This is a genomic window from Xenorhabdus sp. KK7.4, from assembly GCF_963876465.1.
In the GTDB taxonomy this organism is placed as follows: Bacteria; Pseudomonadota; Gammaproteobacteria; order Enterobacterales; family Enterobacteriaceae; genus Xenorhabdus; species Xenorhabdus stockiae.
Map to the genome: position 1 here is coordinate 108,937 of NZ_CAWNQF010000013.1, position 22,074 is coordinate 131,010.

Sequence of the window (22,074 nt, forward strand, 5' to 3'; positions counted from 1 at the left end):
ATTATTTTTCCCTCAGCGCTTCAGACTGATATTCGCGAATCGGGCTGAGCAGATAATCAATCACTCGTCGCTGGTCAGTTTTGATATCCGCAACAATTGACATCCCGGCTGTCAGTTCAACCGGTTTGCCGTCAACCATAATATTGTTCTGGTTGAGACTGATTTGTGCCGGAAACACCAGCCCCAGCCGTTCATCTACCGTGGAATCGCGGGAAACACTTAACAATCTGCCTTCAATGGTGCCATAGCGGGTATAAGGGAATGCATCGACTTTTACGGTGACCTGCTGCCCCGGACGGATAAAACCAACGTCTTTATTCAGGATCTGGACTTCAGCCAGCTGTATATGGTCGTCAGGAACAATCACCATCAGATTTTGTGCCGGTTGCAACACTGCCCCCAGTGTATGGACGCTCAACTGCTGGACGGTACCTGTTACCGGAGAGCGAACGACTGAAAGCTCTTCCCGTTCTTTCATTTTTGACAGCTCCTGTTTCAGTACAGATAGCTGCATATCCGCCTGCTTGATTTTTTCAAACCATTCGCGATCTTTTTGCGTTTTCAGGCTCTTCAGCCGTTCTTCCAGACTCTTGTTCTGCGTCATCAGGACGCCAAGTTCTGCCCTTTGTTGCGTCAGCAGACGTTCTGTCTCCAGAAACTCTTTTTCTTGCTCCAGATATTCCACCCGGCTGATAACCTGCTGCTGGCTTAATGTTTTTCTGGCTTGTAAGCGCTGGCTGATATTCTGGCGCAGGTTGCTCAGTGCCTGAATATCATTCTCTTTGGCTTTCTGTGAAGAGAGATTGACATTCATTTCAGCATAAATATTGGTTACAACCGCATCGAATTCCTGCTTTTCATGCTGGTAATGTGTCAGAATTTTTTTCTGACTGACAGCGGATTGTTGCTGAAAAAGTTCGGATGATTTGGGGTCGTGATTATCCAACAATGCCTGATAACGGATCTTTTCTTCGGTGAGATATTCACGCTGTTCAAGCATACGTGTAATGTCCTGATTGACACCGAGTGTGTTCAGTGTCAGCAGTTCTGCGCCTTTTTCAACGTGTTGCCCGTTGGCGACATGAATAATCGCCAGACGGCTCTGCTCATAGGCCTGAATCACCTGTGAACGACCGGATACTATCAGGCGTCCGGTTGCCGTGGCTTGTACATCCAGTTTTCCCAGATAAGCCCACAGCAGAAGTACCAGTACGCCGATACTGAGCGCGATTGCGGTATAGCGGGCAAACGGCGAAGGCGGGCGTTGCGACAATGCCAGATGCGTGGGTAAAAAATCGTAATGTTGAGAAGGGGAACGCAGGCGTTTCAGCCCTTTACGCAAAATGGCCTTAAACATGGGAAGAACCCTCCTGTTCCTGTTTTAGTTCCTGTTGCAACTGCCAGAGTTTTTGGTAATGCCCGCCATGCTGTAAAAGCTTTTCATGGCTGCCCTGTTCGATGATCTGGCCGTGATGCAGCACAATAATCCGGTCGCACTGACGTACAGTGGAGAGCCGGTGTGCGATAGTGATGACGGTTCTTCCCTGAGCAATACCCGCCATATTGGTCTGAATAATGGCCTGTGATTCATCATCCAGCGCGCTGGTGGCTTCATCGAGGATCAAAATTCGCGGATCGGAGAGCAGGGTTCTGGCAATCGCCAGACGTTGTCGCTGCCCGCCTGACAGTGACTGACCACCTTCTGCGATAACCGTGTCATACCCTAACGGCAGTTTAAGAATAAAATCGTGTGCGCCTGCCAGCCTTGCAGATTCAATAACATCAGACAGCGGTGCGTCAGGCCGAGATTGGGCAATATTTTCCTTGACGGTTTTATTGAACAGGAAATTTTCCTGTAACACGATCCCGGCCTGTTGCCTTAATAATTCCGTATCCAGTTGTTGTAACGGAATACCGTCCAGCCTGATTGTTCCATGCTCCGGGGTATATAGGCGCAGTAACAGACGGGCGAGGGTACTTTTCCCGGAACCGGATGTGCCAACAACGCCAAGAGTTTCTCCTGCCCTGATATCCAGTGTGAAATGGTTAATGGTCGGAGGAATATCAGGCTGATAACGGAAAACGACATCAGAGAAGGAAATAGCACCGGTTAGTGCCACCTGTTTCTTCTCTGCCTGTTTTTCTACGGATTGCTTTGCGACAGACTGCTGCTCTGTCGGTAAATTCAGCATATCTGCCAGCTTATCGACGGCAATCCGGGTACGGATAAATTGCCCCCAGAGCTGAACCAGTTTGGCTAACGGCTGTTGGGTATGATTAACCATCATATTAAAGGCAATCAACTGACCGATAGTCATATGCAGGGAGAGTACTTCGGATGCGCCAAGCCAGATAATAACGGCACTGGTGACTTTCTGTAACAGCATAACCAGATGACTGGAGCGGTTATCCCATTGCTGAACCTCATAACTGGTACTGACCATATTTTCAGTCTGGCTGTCCCAGCGGCGGGTGAAACGTGGTTCTGCTGCGAGGCTTTTCAGCGTTTCAGCCCCTGCGACAGTTTCTGTCAGAAATGACGTATTGAGCGCCGCATGAGTGAACTGTTTTTCTACCGATTTTTCGAGTTTCGGTGTAACCCACCATGCCAGCAGGGCATAGAAGGGGATGGTAATCAGAAAAATCAGGGTTAATGTGCCGGAAATCAGGCTCATAACATAGATGAACACAAACATAAACAGGACATCAATGCATAATGTAAACATCGATCCTGTTAAAAATTCCCGGATGGTTTCCAGTTCCCGTACCCGTGTGACAATCGCGCCCACCTGACGGGTTTTGAAAAACAGTAAAGGCAGTCCAAACAGATGTTGAACCAGTTTCAGCCCCAGTTTGATATCAATCCGGTTGGCAGTATGGGAATACTGATACTCGCGCAGTCCCCTCAGGACAACTTCAGTAATTCCGGCGAATATAAGACCGAAAACCAGTACATCCAGTGTGGATAGCGCCTGATGTACCAATACCTTATCCATCACGACCTGAATGAATAAGGGGGAGATCAGGGCTAAGATCTGCAAAACGAAAGAAAACAGCAGTATTTCAGCCAGATTTTTCTTCTGCCTGATAAATTCGGGAATGAACCAGTGGATATTAAATTGGCTACTGTTTTGCTTTATTTTTAGCCAATGACCGTTCCATAAATTGATAAAATCTTCCTTATCCAATATTTCCGGCTTTTCCTGATGGGGCTTTTGTATTAGCACCCGATGTTCATCGCATTTTGCTAAAATAAAAGGATTTCCATTATTGTCAAACAGAATTGCCGGTAAAGATAAAGTGTTAATTTTCTTCTTTATCGAACGCTTATTTTTAATGGATATATTGTGTTCTTTCTTTAATTTATTTAAAGCGGCAGGGTAATCATCATTATTGTTTATGTTTTTATCAGATATAACCGAGGGCTTGCCATTAGATATCATTATTATTAATTTAATTAATGATAATGTTGTTTTTTCTATTTCATTCATGCATGGAAGTCTATTTGTAACGAAAGTCAAAACTCAAATTAAAGAAACAACCAGAAAAAGAGTGTGGTATTTCTCGATGAAATATTTTTAATAAATCTAATAACAATTATTATCTGCTATGATTGTGGATATTAGCGTGGGTTATTGGGACAAAATGTGGTGTCTAAACAGACATTTTAATATTTATATGTTGATTTTAAAGAGCAAATAGATATATTTTCGATCAAAGTGGCCGGTAATTTATTTGTTTTTTCTCTCTTATTTTGTCTGCCATTACAGATTATGTTGAATTTTATGTATGTTTTAAATCTTCATTCTGATTATTCACTCATGTTGTAATGGTGTTTTTGATACGCTTTAACCAACTGATTTTTTGTAATCAATTTACGGCAAAAACGGAATTTAATAATAAATGAAATTCTGCGGAGTATAGCATTCATTTATCATTTAATTATTTCAATTTAATATACCTTTAACATTGGGTTAATATTTATTTAATGGATAGTGATATGTCTGAAAAATTTGTTCAAACAATTTCAAGCGTTAATTACAATAAAGGCGTGTTCTCTCTTTATTTTGTTGGTCAGGATCCTCAGCGAATGGCAAATGGTGTACTGGCCGAAAACGATCAGGAACTGGAGTTAAAACAAGTTATCCATATGCCGGCATCCGGTTTTATGTATATGGTTTCTATGGTGAAAGGTATGCTCGAAGATCCGCGTATGGAAGCCGAAATCAATAAACTGATTGCAGCCGGTTTTTTGCCGATGCCGGAAATAAATGAAAGCCCTGCGACGGCTGAAGCTGACAATACAGTTGCAGAAGCTGAACAGCCGGAAAAACGTGCTGCACGGAATACTAAAAAATCAAAATAAAATCAGCCGGATAGTTGCTTTATTATGATGATCACACATCAACAGGCAACCCTGAATCAGACTGAAATACAGGCCATCATTGGCGGGGTAATGTTACTTTGCCAACATTCCCCCCTGCATCGCCGTTATTTAGTTGCCGAATGGCAACAACGTATCTTACCGTCATTTCAGCTCAATCAGTTTTGCTATTACGAAGATGAATACCAGCGCCCAGTTGCTTTTTGTAATTGGGCTTTTTTGTCTGACAGCAGCCGCGCGGCAATTCTTTCCGGTGAAAGGGAAATATTGCATGAAGACTGGCGCTCTGGTCAGCATATCTTTTTTCCAGAAATGATAGCCCCATTCGGGCATGCACATGATATCGCCCGGGATTTGCGCCGCCGTGTATTTGCGGCCTGGAAAGGCCAGAGAGCCTGTACTGTCCGGGGTATTCTGGATGTTAAAAATGACCGCTGTATCCGCCGGATACAGTGGTTTACTGTTTAATTTTTTGCCCAACACCAGGAATATTTATGGGGAAATCATCTAACCGAAGTACGGAATACTTCTTTACCGGTAGATATGAGGATGATAATGACGGTAACACAATACATGCGATAGGCGTTGGCGGCGTTATTAATGCTTATGGCGGTAATGATTATATTGTCGTCGGGTCAATCGGTGCCACAGTCAATACAACATGGGGTCATGATACGGTTGTCGGTGGTGCCGGTTATCTGAACATCAATGATACAAGTGGCTCCCTGACGGTCAAAGGCGGGTCAGGGTATACCGCCATTAATAAAACACATAACGGTACGATAGAGTTTGCCGGTGCTGCTGGTGGGCTGAACATCAATCACACCGGTGATAACGGTGCTATCAACTACGCGGGGGTTTCCGGTTATAACGGGATCACCCGTAAAGGTGTAAAAGGTGATATCAGCTTTAAAGGCGCCGGTGGTTATAACAGCCTGTACTCCGATGTAGAACAGGGGAATATCCACTTTGCCGGAGCGGGCGCATATAACCGGATTATCCGTAAAGGCGCTGACAGTGACTTAAGCGGCGAAGGCATAGAGTACGCTAATGCCAAAGAGATTATCCTGAAAAGTGCGACCATGAATGGGTCATGGATTGGCAGCGATAATCAGGTGTCAGGCATTAAGTCAACACGGGAGCCGAACACTTACCTGTTTGCCTTTGCTGATAGCACTTACACTAAAATTCATAAAATCCAGCTTCGCAATGATCCCGCAACCGGAAAACTGACCTACCACTCTACCGCCTGGTATAAAGAGGGTAATCACCTTCAGGGGCTTGAAAAACAGGATATCTCTGCGCAGAACGGTTTTGTGGATGTGGGAATTGACGGAGCCTATACCCTGTCAAATCTGGTTGTTGAACACCAGCAAGCCACCACGATTCAGGCAGTAGAGCAACAACTGACAGAAAACGAATGGGTGACATATGGCAGTGGTGTGCGCATTAAGGCCGCCGATGTCATTTTATCTGATGCCAAAATGGGCGGCTATGCGGTTTATCAGGATGGCACCAAGGTTGATGTAACAGCGGTTAAATCCCATCGCATGCCAAACACCTATGTGTATGCCAAAAAGCTGGGTGTTTACACCAAAATCGTTGTGGTTGAATTAAGAAACGATCCTGAAACCGGAATACTGCAATATATTGCCCGCCCCTGGTATAAGGAAGGCGACCATACGGTCAATCTGGCAGATAAAATCATCTCAGAAAGCGACGGTTATAGCCCGATGGGAACCGGCGGTTATTCACTGAGTGATCTCCATTACAGCGCCAGAATGGTAAAGACAACCACAGAGCGTGTTGCCAGTACACACGAATACAGTGACCAGTCACTGTTTCCGGTGACTGAGCGTCGTGAAACTTCAGGTGATGTCCGTTTTGAAGGTGCTGGTGGCGGTAACGTTATCAAATCCAATGTTACAAAAGGCAACGTTTATTTCAGTGGCGCAGGTATTGCCAATGTGATTGAACATACATCTGCATTCGGTGATACGGAATTTAACGGTGCCGGTGGTGCAAACGTCATCATCAAAAAAGGCAAAGAAGGCAATCTGAAATTTAATGGTGCCGGAATTGCCAACGTGCTTCTTCATCAAGGGAAGCGCGGGGATATGGAAGTCAATGCCGGTGGTGCAGCTAACGTGCTGGTTCGTGTCGGTGACGGGCGCTATCTTGCCCATCTTCTGGCTGTCGGTAACATTTCCATCCATAAAGGAAATGGTAACAGCCGCGTCTCAATGGGAGGTGGTTTCAATACTCATACTCAGATTGGTCATGGTGATGCGGTCTGGTCGGGTGTTGGCGGTGCCAATGTTCTGACTCAGATGGGACAGGGAAAAGTGTCTGCCATTCTGGCCGGAGGCGCCAATATTCTGACCAAGATTGGCGAAGGCTCTCTTGAATCCGGCATGCTGGGTGGCGCGAATATTATTACCCACATCAGCAATCACTCAGATGCGACCAAATCTGATAATACAAAAGTCATTGCTCTGGGCGGTGCTAACGTTCTGACCAAAAAAGGCAGAGGTGATCTGCTGTCTGTGATGGGCGGCGGGGCTAACGTTCTGACTCATGTCGGGGATGGAAACACTTCCGGCATTCTGTTGGGCGGGGCGAATATCCTGACCAAAGTGGGTAACGGCGATACCACCGGCATCATGCTGGGGCTGGGCAATGTCCTGACTCATGTCGGTGACGGGCAAACTCTGGGCGTGATGGCGGGGGCAGGAAATATCTTCACCAAAGTCGGTGATGGCGAAACCATTGCCGCTATGCTTGCTTTCGGCAATATTTTTACCCATGTCGGTGAGGGCAATGCGTGTGCACTGATGGCGGGTGGCGGCAATATCTTCACTAAAGTGGGGAATGGTGATGCGCTGGCACTGATGCTGTCATTCGGCAACGTATTCACCCATATCGGTGATGGTATGAGTGTTGCCCTGATGATCGCCAAAGGTAACATTGCGACTAAAGCCGGTAACGGTGATGCGCTTGCTGCCATGATCGGCAAAGGGAATATCTTTACGCAAATCGGTCATGGTTCCACTTTTGCCGCCATGATTGGCGGAGCCAACATTCTGACAAAAGTCGGTAATGATTTGACTGCGGCATTAATGATAGGCAAGGCCAACATTTATACCCATGTCGGAGAAGGCACCAGCATCGGTTTGTTTGCCGGTACGGCTAACATCATGACCAAAGTCGGTGATGGCACAACACTGGCAGCGATGTTTGGCAAGGCCAATATCATGACTCACGTCGGTGATGGTATGACGGGTGTACTGGCGCTGGGTAAAGCAAATATTGTGACCAAAGTCGGTAATGACTTTATGGGCGTTGTAGCGTCCTCAGAGGCCAACGTAGTCACCCATATCGGGGAAGGCACAACAGCCGCCCTGCTGAACGGTAAAGGGAATATTCTGACCAAAGTGGGTGACGGAACCGCTGTTGGCCTGCTGGTTTCTAAAATCGGTAACATCATGACTCACATTGGTGATGGTGACACGATCGGGTTTGCCAAAGGCGAAGCCAACATCATTACCAAAGTGGGTGATGGCGCAGGCGTGAATGCAGTCTGGGGTAAAGCCAATATTCTGACGCACTATGGTGACGGAGAACGTTACAACTTCGCCAAAGGGGAAGCGAACGTCATCACTAAAGTGGGTGATGGTCAGGAAATTACCGTTGTTCAGGGACAGGCCAATATTATTACCCATATCGGCAATGGTGATGATTACACCGGCTCGTGGGGCAAAGCGAATGTCATTACTAAAGTCGGTGATGGACGCAATGTTGTACTGGCTAAAGGTGATGCCAATATCGTGACTCAGATCGGTGAAGGGGACAGCTTCAACGCATTATGGAGTCAGGGTAACGTTGTCACCAAAGTGGGTGATGGTATTCAGGCAACCGTTGCCAAAGGTAAAGGCAATATCACCACAACCGTGGGTGACGGTTTGAGTGTCACTGCAGTTCATGGTGATCTGAATGTTAATACCAAAGTGGGTGATGGTGTCTCTGTCAACGTGGCATGGGGCAAATATAACGTTAACACCCGCGTGGGTGATGGCCTGAATATCTCTGTCATGAAAGGCACAGGTAATGCCAATATCCGTGTGGGTGACGGTCTGAACATCAACGCCTCTTACGCCCGGAATAACGTCGCCGTTCAGGTTGGTAATGGTGACTTTTATAGTCTGGCTGTCGCAACCAGCAATACCCAGAGTAACAAACTGGGCGCACTGTTTGATAACGTCAAACAGACATTGCTTGGCTCAGCAGGCAGTCAGGGCATCAGCTATCTGGTAAACGGTGATGAGGTCAACACATCAGGAACCCACAAAGGGCGCGGAGCCATTGATCTGCCGGAAGTTTCCTCACTGGATGGCTTTAAACTGACAGAAGTGGATGAAGTCACTTCTGATCTGAGTGAGAGCCTGCAAGGTGCGGTGTCGGAGGTGGATACACCGGATACTGAGGCAATGCAGCGTAGTCTCAGCCATGAAAAACGTCAGGCCGGTAATCTGATTGTTAATGGTGATTTTGAGCAAGGTTCTGCGGGCTGGCATTCCACAAACGGGATTGAAGCTCACACTTCCGCTGCTTCTTATGGTTTAAGCAAAGAGGGGCATGGCGAGCGGGTCAGTGAACTTGATGTGGATATCAACACCCGTATTTATCAGAATATCGACGGACTGGCTGAGGGAGAGCCTATCAGCGTCAGTTTTGATTACGCCATGCGTGCCAATCTTTCTGACGATAATGGCATAGATGTACTCTGGAACGGGGAACTTGTTTTTTCCATTTGGGCAGATGATACCGGTAAAGCGGAATGGAAAAATAAAACATTAAACCTCACTGCACAGGCAGGCAGTAACCGGCTCGAATTTGCCGGTACAGGTATCAGTGATGGCTTAGGCTTTGTGCTGGATAATGTCGTTGCCCGCTCTGAATGGTCAGACAAAGATATTGCTGATTACGTGGAACAGGATCAGGCAGCCAGAAATGCGTTGCAGGACAAGGAAAACGCAGAAGCTGATCGCCAGCGACTGGCACAGGAAAAAGAGAAACAACTGGCGGCAATTTCCGGCACTCAGGCACAACTGGAAAATACCGATCTGACGGCGCTGAATGCCAATGGTCAGTCGCAGCGTGAAGCCATCAGGGATGAAGCCCAGTCGATCACACAAGAGTTGATAGCAAAAACCAAAGGGCTGGAAGCGCTGAATGATTACTCTACGCATCATGGGCAATCCGGTCAGCAGTGGCGTGATCAGTATGCTGACGGTTTATTAGGTAACATCCAGACTCAGCTCGACAGTGCAAAAGAGACGGCACAACAGCAGCTGGAACATTCTCAGCAGGCCTCAGCGGAGCGTCTGGGAGAAGTGAAAGACGCCGTTGCTAAATCTGAATCAGGTGCTAACAAAGGAGAGCAGGATCGTCAGCACTCCATGCAGAAGATTGAAGATGCCCGTGCTGATATTGAATTCAGGGAGCAGGAGGCTATTGCTCATCAGCAGCAGGCTGAGAAGGCAGGCCGTGACGGAAAATCCGCTGCCGAGAAGGCGGAACAACGTGGTCAGCATGCCGTATCTGCGGCAGAAATAAAAACAGCTCAGGTGCAGTCAGATGCCAAAGCTGCAAAACTTGATAGCAACAAACTACCGAACCGTGAGAAAGCGGCGGGAAGCGGGTTGTCAGGACAGATCCCTGCTGATACCGATACTAAAAAGCAGACTGAAAATCAGGCCGGGAAAACGCATTCCTTTATTGATGCTGAATCTGCTGTTCAGGCAGAAAACGAATTTGCTCCGGAACTGCAATATCTGGAAGAAGATCTGGGCGAGCTGGATAATGCAAAAGCAGCATTGGATCGCTTGCAAATTAATGCGGGTATACGAGCCAGAAAGCAGCATATAACCCCGAACGCCGATAATACAGGAATAGCGCAGCCGTCTGTCAGTAAGCCATCATCCACTGTCAGTACGGATGAAACACCAGCCGTGCCTGTCAGAAGAGAGCTATCAATTTCCGGTCTGGATCTCAGTGGGCTGAATGCACTGGGAGCAGGCAAAAGCCAGCCGGAACATACTGATACGCCAGAAAATTCCGGTGCAGCGCTCAGGGCACAGAAAGTCGCTAATATTTATCAGTGGCTGGATAGCGATAATAACCTCGCAACGGAAAATTATATTCCGGTGCCGGGTTTCGAGCGTGTGGATGCAGATATTCCCGATGTGCTCAGACAAAAAATGGTGACGTTTGTTGAAGGCTACCTGAATGGCACGGAAAACAGCATCCCGAAAGAACAGAGAACCTCGCTGGCAAAACTGTTTGTTGATGCCACCATTGATTATAACTGGGATAAGCGGGTCGAATTCGTCTCAAGGCTGGAACATTATGGTTATAGTTTTGAGCCTGTGCATGGCGATAAAAGCATTGTCTCGTTCTGGTCAGGCAGAAATTTCAAACAGTACCGTAATATTCTCGATGCTGCCCAGACGGATGGCAAAAAGGTTGTTTACGATATTGATGTAAAAGGCAATTCATTTGCCATCGAACTCAACAAAACCCTGATGCGCTGGGGAGGCATATTCCTTGACCCGGATGTTGCTGAGCAGAATGCGCTGAAATCAGTGATTAACGCATCGGCACGGAGTAATACCGGTTTCTGGAGTTCCCTGTACGCAACCGGCTCACGTGATGATGTTTATGTTATCGCAGAAGGTGGCCTGCGTCTGGGTAACTATTTCTGGAATGTTGAACTGCCGGTATTGCGCCAGTTGCAGCGTGAAGGACTGGTCGGGGAAATTCGTCTGCTGGACAAAGCAGCCAAAGAATATCAGGGCGTATTACCGGAAAATATCGGGCGCAGACTGACGGATGCCGGTGTTTCTGTCAAAGCACGTTTTGATTCACTCAGCTTTGAAGAACAGGAAAGGCTGCTGGCACAGAACCCTACCGGCTATAAGCCGGATACCCTGATTGATCTGGATATCAAAACCAGTGCCATCGACACATTGCTGAATCAGGCACTGCCATTCTACGGGTTGCGTACTGAGCGTAATCTGCTGGTGCGTGAATCTGATGATTATGATGGTTTTGAAATCCGCCCGTGGCCGGGCAGGAACAGTGACGGCTCTGAAATTACCGGCTTCAAAAGCATTATCGTGGAAGACACGGATAATGCTGAACAAGTCAAAGCGGTCGAACGTTTTATTCTCGCCAACTATGATAACTACCAACAACTGCCTGATACGCTGTATCTGGTAGAAGATCGCATTGTTTCTCATGATAACGGTCGTACCCGCATTCTGGCTGAAAAAGCAGACGGTAGCTGGAGCTATAAACCAAAAACTGAGCTGATGTCTGCTGATGAGTTGCAGGCAGCGGCATACGTTAAAGGTAAGATCCGGGGAGACAGTTATCAGCACGTACTGGATGCACTTGAAGGTTATGAAAACGAGCTGAAAAACAGCCGGGATTATGATCTGGAACCCATTGAAAAGCTTTCCGGTCTGCGTCAGCAGGTGGAAGGCTATCTTCTGGGGCACCCTGATTCAGAACGTACTCCTGCACTGAAAAACCTGCTATCACAAATTCAGGTGCGTCTGAATGAAACACTGGCGATTGCCGAATCCACTGTAGAAAGCACCGCGAAAGGCAGTTTCAGTGATCTGTACAATAAACTGAGCAATGCCAGCCTGAAAGAATCCAAGCATCTTTATATTGATGAACAGGGGAATTTCGTTACCCGTGGAAAATCCAATATTCAGACGGTGGTGAAAACGGAATGGGCGGAAAAAGCGGTTGAACAGGTTAAAACCTCGGTTGCTAAAGAGTATGGTCAGTCAGTGGCGGAAGCGGTTTTCTCCAACCTGCATCCCCGTGATTTAGCGAAAGATGGTAAAGGGCTTGATGTCTCCGGCCTGAAAAAAATCCACAAGGCCATTGAACAGCAATTGTCTCCGGTCAGTGCCACACTGTTTATCTGGAAACCCAGCGATCACAGCCGATTGGGGCATGCAGCCCTGCAAATCGGGCACGGGCGTATGGAAATTACGGCTGAAAATGCTGCCGAGTTCAATGAAAAACACTATGTCAGCTGGTGGCCGAAAGGCGGTAAATCAACCAGCGTCCGCCGTATTTTTGATGTTTCCACCGCAGAGCATCCGGATGTAAAACTGCGCTGGCGTGATCTCAGCCAGCCGGCGGGACAAAATGACGCGCTGGAGCTGGATGTTGCTTCCGAGGAGAAAGACAATTTCGGCCTGCACGATGGCTCACGTAAGCTGGAGCGGTTTATTGAAAAATTACAGGCCGCAAAAGGTGTTGATGCAAGATTTGAGGAGATCAGCGAAGGTTTTGCGATGGCAGCCCTTGCCAATCCTAACCTGCTGAAATCTGCCGGCGTGCCGGAACATATCTCCCGCCCGTTCATGCAGCAGTGGGAAGACGGCAGCATAGATATGCTGGAAGTGGGTAAAAACTTTGCTGAGGCATTGCGGACAGCGGCAAAACAGCAGACACCAGAGCTGACTGAAAAACGAGTGGCTAATGTGATCCGCCAGTTTGCCGAACGTGAACTGAGCAATATTCAGGATTTCAAGGCCAGTGAACCGGATCAGGGGCGTGTTTTCCGCATTAATCTGGCGGGGCTGGATGTGGCCGCAATGCAGGCTGAATGGCATAAAATCAGCCAGAACCCTGACGCCCGTTACCAGCTGTTGACCGGTAACTGCTCAAGCATTGTTGCCAAAGTGCTCAAAGCGGGCGGTGCCGATCAGGTTATCGGGCATAAATGGCAGCCTCATTTTGGCGTCTGGACACCAACCGAGCTGTTCAATTATGCGCAGGCTCTACAGGAATCACAGGCAGCACAGGCGGAAAATACGGTCAGGAAGCAAAACCGTCGCATTGGTGAGGATCTGACAGATCAGGATCAGGCTGAAGGTAACGACAAGAGCCAGATACCGGAAATCGTGGAAGCGAAAAGAGTGGAAAAGGTGGCTATTGAGAATGATGGCACACCACCACAGGATCAGGAACCTTTTAATCCGGTGAAACGTTTCCTGAATCATGAACTTTTCGGTGCCAAAGATGCCCGCCGCAATATCAATGAAGATACGCAAATCCTGCTGGATTATGCAGTAGAAAGCGGCACGGCGGAAAAAGTCACGCTAGGTGGAGATGCCGGACGCCTGACAGGTTATTATCACGTATCTGATCAAAGGCAGGCTGAACAAGGGAGTGATGCAGCCACTAGCCAGAATCCATCCAGAAAAGTGGTTCTTTTCATTCATGGTTCCGGTTCATCAGCGGAAGAACAGTCAGGTGCTATTCAGAATCATTACCAGAAGCAAGGTATTGATTTACTGGCAGTGAACATGCGTGGCTATGGTTCCAGCGATGGCAGCCCGAATGAAAAAGGGTTGTATCAGGATGCCCGTACGATGTTCCATTATCTGGTTAATGATCGTGGTATCAAACCAGAAAATATCATCATACATGGTTATTCAATGGGGGGCGCGGTTGCGGCCGATCTTGCCCGTTATGCAGAACATCATGGCCAGTCGGTATCCGGTTTATTGCTGGACAGACCGATGCCAAGCATGACCAAAGCGATAACTGCCCATGAAGTACCAAACCCGGCAGGTATCACTGGTGTACTGGCAAAAGCGGTGAATGGTCAGTTCTCAGTTGAGAAAAATCTACAGGGTATTTCGAAACAGACACCAATCATGTTGCTGACTGATAACGAAGGGCTGGGTGACGCGGGTGAAAAACTCCGTACTAAACTGGTCGCAGAGGGTTATCAGGTATCGGGTGAACAGACTATCTATGATCATACAGCCAGCAACCGGTTAATGAACCAGTATGCTGAACAGATTGTATCAGGTCTGCTTCCGGCAAAAGATTATAACGATACAGCTATCAATGAGGTGAAAAAACCGCTTAAAGATAATACGCCAGAAGCTGTTGAACGTGTGGTTAACAATCAGCATGTCGAAACATGGGAGAAAGTTGCGGTTAAACCTCATGCTGAAGGCGGAGAAAGCCGCTTCAACAGCCAGGTCATTATTCAGACGGAAAACGATCCTGTTGCTTTGCAAGCCGCTGCGAGTCTGGCAGGGAAACACCCTGATACCAGTGTTATTGTCCAGCTTGATGCCAACGGTCAGTATCGTGTGGTTTACGGCGATCCGGCTCAGCTTTCCGGTAAATTACGCTGGCAGATAGTCGGGCACGGGCGTGATGAATCAGCCCAGAACCTGACCCGTATGGGAGGATACAGTGCCGATGAGCTGGCGTTGAAACTGAAACAGTTCAGCGCAGACTTCAGACAGGCAGGAACCCCTGAACATATCAGCCTTGTTGGTTGCTCACTGATTGGTGATGACAAGCGTGATGGTTTTGCCCGTCGCTTTATTTCAGCACTTGACGATCAGGGACTGCGTACTACGGTATCAGCCCGTAGCAGCGAAGTTGCGGTAGACAGCACCGGCCGCAAACATACACGGGATGCTCAGGAACAGTGGGTTCACAAGCTGGTGGACAACAAAATTGTGTTGGGCTGGAATGACAAGGGTGAACTGGAGTCATATTCTGAACATATCCGCCGTGGTATCTCTGAAAATGACATTGCGCTGTCTCTTGTCGGTCACTCCGGTGCTGAAGCCGGGGCGAAAGGGGCAATCGCTGAAAATACCGAGACATTCCATGCACCCGAACAGCGTGAAAAAGAGAATGACAGTGCTCCGAATAGCAATGCCCCGAATGATACGGCTTCTGATCGTCATCTGAGTTATTCCGGCAATATTCAGGTACAGGTTGGTGAGGGTGAATTTACCGCCATTAACTGGGGAACCACGAATGTGGGGATCAAGGTGGGTAATGGTGGTTTCAAATCGCTGGCTTTCGGTGATAACAATGTGATGGTTCACATCGGGAACGGAGACAGCAAGCACAGTGTTGATATCGCCGGTTATCAGGCATTTGAAGGCGCACAATTGTTTGTGGGGAACCGTAACATCAGTTTCAATCTGGGGCGCAGCAATGATCTGATTGTGATGCTGGAAAAATCCATTCCGACCCCGCCATTAATTAATCCATTTGATGGCGCAGCCCGTATTTCCGGAGTATTGCAGAGTATTTCATCACAAAACGTTGCAGCACAAAGTTCGAGTGGGCTGTTTGGTTCAGCAGACTGGCTGACGGCGCAGGATCAACAGTGGACACTGGAGGGCGCGAAGAAATATGTCCGTGATTTATCCGGTCTTGATCTGACCAGCAGTGTCAAATATGAAACTCTGACGGAACTTAACACAGAGAACGAGCGCAGCAGCCGTGGGCTGAAAAATGATCTCGAAAACACGCTGAATAAGAAATACAACCAGTGGCTGGGAGGAGAAGGTAATAAACCTGAACTGAGCCAACTTAGTCGGGCGGATAAATTCCGTCAGGCGAATGAGAAACTGGCCTTTAACTTTGCCGTTGGCGGGCAGGGTGCGGATATTCAGGTGACAACCGGTAACTGGAATTTCATGTTCGGTGACAACATTCAGTCGATACTGGATACCAATCTGGGTTCAGTGTTTGGCCTGATGACGCAGGAATATACCGCCACAGGCATGGCAAAAACCACGTTTACATTCAGCCCGACCGATTTGCCGCGCCAGATTAAAAATAAACTGCTGGGAAATCTGGCCGGTGTCAGCGCGGATACTACACTGGCGGATATTTTTGGCGTGGATTACACACCGGACGGACGTATTGTTTCCCGTAGCGGCCAGCCAGTGGATGGCGTTGCCATCATGCAGGAAATGCTGGAAATCATTGGTGAATTCAGCGGTGATCAGCTGAAGTCATTTACTGATCCGCAAAAGTTACTCGACGGCCTGAAAGCGGGGTTGAACACCGGTACTGATGGCATTAACTCCTTTGCCGAAAGTCACGGGCTGAAAGCGAAAGCCCCTGATGACACTTCAGAAGATAAAATATCCCTGAATGAAGGAGATAAACTTACAGAGCAAACTGAAAGTGAGCAGCCGGAACGCGCATTCGGATTTAATGCCCTGAACCTGCCAAACCTGTTTGCGACGCTGTTCAGTCAGGATAAACAGGCAGAAATGCAATCACTGGTGAGTAATCTGAAAGCAAACCTGACGGCAGACCTGCTGAACATGCAGGATAATACATTTGATTTCCTGCGTAACAGTGGGCATCTGCAAGGTGATGGTGATATTCACGTTTCCCTCGGTAACTACAATTTTAACTGGGGTGGTGATGGCAAGGATCTGGGCGCGTATCTGGGCGATAACAATAACTTCTGGGGTGGCCGTGGTGATGATGTCTTTTACTCAGTAGGAACCTCCAACATCTTCGCTGGCGGCGAAGGTAATGACCTCGGGGTTCTGATGGGGCGTGAAAATATGATGTTTGGGGGGGCAGGCAATGATATTGCTGTGCTGGCCGGACACATTAATTACGCCTATATGGGAGAGGGCGATGATCAGGTCTTTGCTTTTGGTGAAGGTGGCGTGATTGAAGGTGGTAAAGGACGTGACTATATCGTGGCTTCCGGTAATTTCAACCGTATTGATGCGGGTGAAGATCAGGATTATGTCGTCACCATCGGTAATCACAATCAGGTCTTACTGGGCGCGGGTGATGATTTTGCAACCGTATTCGGCAACTATAACCGGATAGATGGCACCGCAGGCAATAATGCTATTAAGCTGATGGGCTATCACGCAGTGATTAACGGTGGGGCTGGTAATGATCATCTGATTGCAGATGTGGTTTCTAAATTCAGCCGGTTTAATGGCGGTGAAGGTAATAATCTGCTGGTGTTGGGCGGCTATCAGAACCACTTCAAAGGTGGTTCTGGAATCAATAGTTTTGTCGTCAGTGGTGATGTGATTGATAACGTCGTTGAAGATATCAAACTGGGTGACCGGATTATTTTCAATAATATCAACTGGCAGAACTTGTGGTTCCAGCGCAGCGGCTATGATCTGGTATTGCTGACTAATCGCAATATTTGCGATACATCGGGACAAGGGCAATTTGAAGCGTTGGGGTCTGTGACTTTCACTGATTACTTTAATGGCAATCGTGCGGATATCATTACCCGGATGGGGAATAAAGATACTCAGGGTGAGTGCGAGTATACCGCTCTCTCAACCAGTGCAGTGGATACATTAGTACAGGCTATGAGTGGGTTTGCACCTGATATTGGTGACAGTGGTTTTATTGATTTTCTGGATAGCCAGACAAAATCAACCATTATCGCTGCCTGGGCAGACACAACAAGCGGGAAATCTAAGTTAACCTGATGACTGGCAGTATTTTATTGTTCCGGTGTTTTGCTTATCCACCAGACAACACCGGCAATTAATCACGCTTTACTCGTTAGCAAAATCCGCCGTAAACCCTCGATGGGGCTGGGGGCGGGGAGCAGTCTCGTAGATATATCGTTATTTAATAAAAATGGCTCACTTAATGTGAGCCATTTTTTATTAACCTTACGGAAAGGCCTTTTTATTCAATCCTTATTCAGAAGGAAAGCACCGAACTGATTCTTGTTATTTACATCGCCCAATATTCCGCTTATGCCGGTAGCATCTTTATCAGTATATCCCCATGACATCGTCTGACCCTTCAAAAAACTGAACTCAGCACGCTCGCTCTCAAAAGGTGTGATACCCTGAAACATATATTGCGATTGATCTTGGAATGCGTATGGTTTCACATTAGCTACCTCCTGACCACCAAAATAAATTGAGGCACCAGCTGTAAGCACACTCGAATTAGGTACTTTGTTAGTATTTAGCGTCATAGTTAAATCATGGCGAATCTTGTTTGTATCTTCCTGGAATATTACATTACCACTATAAGTATGGGTACCATCATTCCGAGTGTCCGCGACCATCCAAGGGCTTGCAAGGTATATATCCTTATCTGTACGCCCTAACGTTGCATTATTAGCTCTGTTTTTAAATAATTTATAATTGGGATCACCGAGGTCTTTTCCTATATAGAAAGTATCACCCGTTAAACCAAATTGAATATAATCATACTTTCCCGGATCCTGTTGGTTTTGTCCAAAATCTATTTTATCCTGGGCTTCGCTTTCCGGGGTACCACCACCGAGCTTCACAGAATAATCACCAGAAGCGGCAAACCACACATTCTTCCCAAGGGACAGATGCAACATAGTATACTGACTATCAGGCGGATCCGGTTTATAAGCGATATAGGTGTTGTCTGGCGTTGCTTTTGGCAGTAAATTTATAATAGGTTCAGGAGTTTTAGTCTTCGGGTCAGATATAGAATGATGGGATCCCCCTCCTTTAGAACAGGCTGTAACAGAAAGCACCAGAGCGAGAGCTAAAAATATTTTAGACTTTGCGTTCATATAATGACTCCAATCTGTTTTTTAGGAAAAACTAAGGAGATACTGTTGACATTAAGTTTAAGTTAAATATTTTTTTTTTCAAATTTTAGAAATATTTTATTTTTCGAATTAAAACAAGAATTAAAACAAATAGATATCAGCGATGGAAAACTTTGTTCCATATTTACTGTTGGGGTTTTCATCCCGTTCACACGATGATAACGTATAACCGGAGTATATATTGATGACAATGGTTGTTCATTTTATTAAGTCGGCGTGTTTCTATCTAAACCTCTGTGTTCAGTTAAACCATTAAAAATTACTCCTGAAATCAACAAAAATATCTTTTTCATTATAGGAATAAAGAGAATGGGTACTTTTATTTTTTATATAAGAAAAAGTGAGGGTTGGGTAAATGCCAAATAAATTAATATTTTCATTTGAGAGTGAAAGAGAAATGGAATCAGTAACATCTTTTCTTTTGAATTTATATATATACGAATGCCAAGTAGTAGGATCATTGAGGTTCATATCCGGAAATATCCTAAATGAAGTATTACCCTGGTAATTCGTTTTCATTCTTCGATAGCTTAACTCTACTAAATAATCATCTAAAAACAGTTTTCTGATTAGAAGTCCAGCGCCCTTGTCATGATGACTATCTTCTTTAGATTTTCTGTCTGTTATGCCATAGCTCCCGGATAATGACATATATAAATCATTAAAAGGTATAAAGATTAATGAGCTGCTAACGAAATTAACGTCTCCGTTAAGTTCTTTTCTCTTGTTATAATAATCATTTCTGTTTTCATAAAAGATAGTATATTTGAAGTTATCATTTAAACTCGATAACTTAAACAGGTTAAATCCAATTGAGTCATAATAAGGTTTTAAACTTGCTTCTTTAGATGAGCCACCACCACCATAAAATGCCTTCATATAAAAAGGTTTGAAGTATAAATAATTTGAATAATCTTCAAAGCCGAATTTATTGCCTATTCTGGTGTTGAATTGATTAAATCTTTCTTCTTTCCGATAATTAATTCCATAAACATCAATGTCAAATTCAGAGAATAAGCCAGAATCAAAATAATATTTTTTTCTCATACTTGGGCTGTAGGAAATTCCCACATCTTTTTTCCTGATATTGTCGTAGCGACCCGTATATGTTCTTTTATCAGTGATTCTTGTGATATTGGAATCTCTTTTGAAGGAGAAACCCATATCAAATTTAACTTCTTTTCCCTTTTCGATATGTTCTATATAATCATTTAAAATTTTCTTTTCTTTTTCATTATGGGTTAATAGTAATAAGTCATTGAAAACTTTTTCGGATTCATTGTATCGTTTATTGAGTAAGTAAAGTATGGCCAAATCAAATTTGGCGGTTGGGTTATCATACTTTTTGATAAATTTCTCTAGCTTATTGATAGCCTCCTGATATTCTCTTTTTTTCATGAGAATTTTCGCCTCAGCCCAAAGGATCAGATAGGGGTCTTGACTGTGCGATCTTTTATAAAGATTAAGTAATTTTTCAAGGTTATCATTTTGTTCATAAATAAAAGAGACAATTGCATTTTCAAGTAGTCTGGGTTGCCTTAATATTTCATCTTCCGTATATACATTTGGGTTTTTTATTACTTCTTGAGGTTTTGTTTCTTCGGCTATTACGACATGGCTTATAGGCATAAACAGGGTGGTAACAGCAGTTATAAGGATTGCTTTTATTTTTTTCATAGTATTTTCATTGGCAGTGATAGCATGTTAAAGGGTAACCAAATGACCTTTGCCTTAATTGTAGTTATGTACAGCATCTACAATGCCGCTAATACTGTCATTTTCCGGTTAATCTAATCCAGAAAAAAAGGATTGACCTTCAGAGAAATAACTGCTGAATTACGGCCTTATCCTCCCTTCTTTTAAAATAAGCTATTACAGAGAGAATCAAAGAAATGGATACGATGATTTTAGATTTCATATAATGATCCTAGCCTGCTTAATTAAAATTAATGGGATAGTTTTAAGCTTAATTTAAAATTAATTTTTTTCAAACAAAGAGTAAATCTGAACAAAAGTATATGGATTTTTTCAATAAGAGCAGGGACATCATAGTTCTGATGTATTCCCGGCAGTAAGAACAGCGTACATTTTAGTTGCCAGCAGAGTTCGGTGATGGAGGTAATCCGTGCAGATGGATTAATTGATCTGGATAACTATCCTTTTAAAGAAGCGAGTCTTCACCGGCCAGACTACGTTGTGGCACTTGTTACTACACCGGATGCGCCAGACGGAAACTGCTTGCTCAGTTTATGGGGCTATCATTGGTATCGGTGAGTTATAGGTGACAATAAAGATGGCAGAACTCCCTTACAGCAGGGATGCATACTTCAATCCATTGTTGGCTGTTTGAAAGCAGGTTAAAAATAATAGAATATTTTTTATTCTTATTGGGTGAGGTTATTCGGACTCACTATAGTGGTTAAACGGACTTTGTCTCTACTGTATGTTGATTTTAAATCTAAATTTAAGATATTTTCATTTGAAGTGATAAGTTCACCATTCTTTATTCTGGTTGTTATCAATTATTGAATTATACACTTCGTCTTTCAGGTTGCCTCTTTGTTGGCTGCGTTCGTTCACCCCGGTCACCGTTTTTATAGACATACGGTTATCTATGCTCTTGGGGGTTTATTCCCTTGCCGCCGCGACGCATCTTGAAATCCATTGTGTATAGAGCTTATCCGGTTAGGCTCTGCGTAATATTGATACAACTAAATGTGGTTAATTATTAACTGATATTGAAACATTTTAAAACCTATTTAACGGTATTTAGTTGTATGTCTGAAAAATTTGTTCAAACCATTTCCAGCGTCAATTATAACAAAGGCGTGTTCTCCCTCTACTTTGTCGGGCAAGAGCCTAATAAAATGGCAAATGGTGTATTAGCTGAAAACGATCAGGAACTGGAGTTAAAGCAGGTTATTCATATGCCTGCGTCTGGTTTTATGTATATGGTTTCTATGGTGAAGAATATGCTGGAAGATCCTCGCATGGAAGCTGAAATCAATAAATTAATGACTGCTGGCTTTCTCGCTGTTCCTGCTGAGGTTGCAGGGCCTTCTGATACGACGACTCCTTCCAATACCGAAAGCAAATAAATGGCTGTCGAGTATTTTTTCATCATTTTAATTTAACCTGTTTTATTAACACTGAGATAAACATCAACGCCCAGTTGCTTTTTGTGATTGGGCGTTTTTGTCTTTAATTCTGGCATTTAATTTAG

At 45.3% G+C, this 22,074-nt stretch carries 9 protein-coding genes; 5 read left to right on the forward strand and 4 right to left on the reverse strand.

The features are described 5' to 3' along the window. Position 1: 1 nt before the first annotated feature. Both AACS90_RS03530 and AACS90_RS03535 read right to left on the reverse strand, forming a co-directional pair. On the reverse strand, positions 2 to 1,357 hold the full coding sequence (locus AACS90_RS03530) for an HlyD family type I secretion periplasmic adaptor subunit (RefSeq protein ID WP_099121721.1): 1,356 nt from the start codon (positions 1,355 to 1,357) through the stop codon (positions 2 to 4). Then, entirely contained in the window at positions 1,350 to 3,491 is a 2,142-nt protein-coding gene (locus tag AACS90_RS03535) for a peptidase domain-containing ABC transporter (RefSeq protein ID WP_099121722.1), read from the reverse strand. The genes AACS90_RS03530 and AACS90_RS03535 overlap by 8 nt, the downstream gene beginning before the upstream one ends. Before the next feature lie 509 nt (positions 3,492 to 4,000). Between AACS90_RS03535 and rtxH (AACS90_RS03540) the strand changes: the two genes are divergently transcribed. The 3 genes from rtxH (AACS90_RS03540) to rtxA are packed head-to-tail and all read left to right on the forward strand — an operon-like array spanning position 4,001 to position 17,730. Next, entirely contained in the window at positions 4,001 to 4,366 is a 366-nt protein-coding gene (rtxH, locus tag AACS90_RS03540; protein ID WP_099121723.1) for a protein RtxH, read from the forward strand. A 24-nt stretch (positions 4,367 to 4,390) separates the two neighbouring features. Continuing rightward, positions 4,391 to 4,852 (forward strand): RTX toxin-activating lysine-acyltransferase RtxC, encoded by a 462-nt coding sequence (rtxC, locus tag AACS90_RS03545; RefSeq protein WP_099121724.1) that lies wholly within the window; start codon positions 4,391 to 4,393, stop codon positions 4,850 to 4,852. 26 nt (positions 4,853 to 4,878) lie between these two features. Then, positions 4,879 to 17,730, forward strand: coding sequence for an MARTX multifunctional-autoprocessing repeats-in-toxin holotoxin RtxA (rtxA, locus tag AACS90_RS03550; RefSeq protein ID WP_099121725.1), 12,852 nt, complete (start codon positions 4,879 to 4,881; stop codon positions 17,728 to 17,730). 209 nt (positions 17,731 to 17,939) lie between these two features. Here rtxA and AACS90_RS03555 read toward each other — a convergent pair whose 3' ends face one another. Together AACS90_RS03555 and AACS90_RS03560 are read right to left on the reverse strand one after the other, a co-directional pair. Continuing rightward, the gene (locus AACS90_RS03555) at positions 17,940 to 18,812 is read right to left on the reverse strand and encodes a hypothetical protein (protein WP_099121726.1); all 873 of its coding nucleotides are present in this window, start codon (positions 18,810 to 18,812) and stop codon (positions 17,940 to 17,942) included. Positions 18,813 to 19,103: 291 nt separating this feature from the next. Next, on the reverse strand, positions 19,104 to 20,528 hold the full coding sequence (locus AACS90_RS03560) for a porin family protein (RefSeq protein ID WP_099121727.1): 1,425 nt from the start codon (positions 20,526 to 20,528) through the stop codon (positions 19,104 to 19,106). Between the two features lie 432 nt (positions 20,529 to 20,960). Here AACS90_RS03560 and AACS90_RS03565 point away from each other — a divergent pair, with 432 nt between their 5' ends. After that, a complete protein-coding gene (locus tag AACS90_RS03565; RefSeq protein ID WP_193757175.1) occupies positions 20,961 to 21,125 on the forward strand; it encodes a hypothetical protein in 165 nt (54 codons plus the stop codon). Positions 21,126 to 21,628: 503 nt separating this feature from the next. Continuing rightward, positions 21,629 to 21,949, forward strand: coding sequence for a protein RtxH (gene rtxH, locus AACS90_RS03570; protein WP_099121728.1), 321 nt, complete (start codon positions 21,629 to 21,631; stop codon positions 21,947 to 21,949). The last annotated feature ends 125 nt before the right edge of the window (positions 21,950 to 22,074 follow it).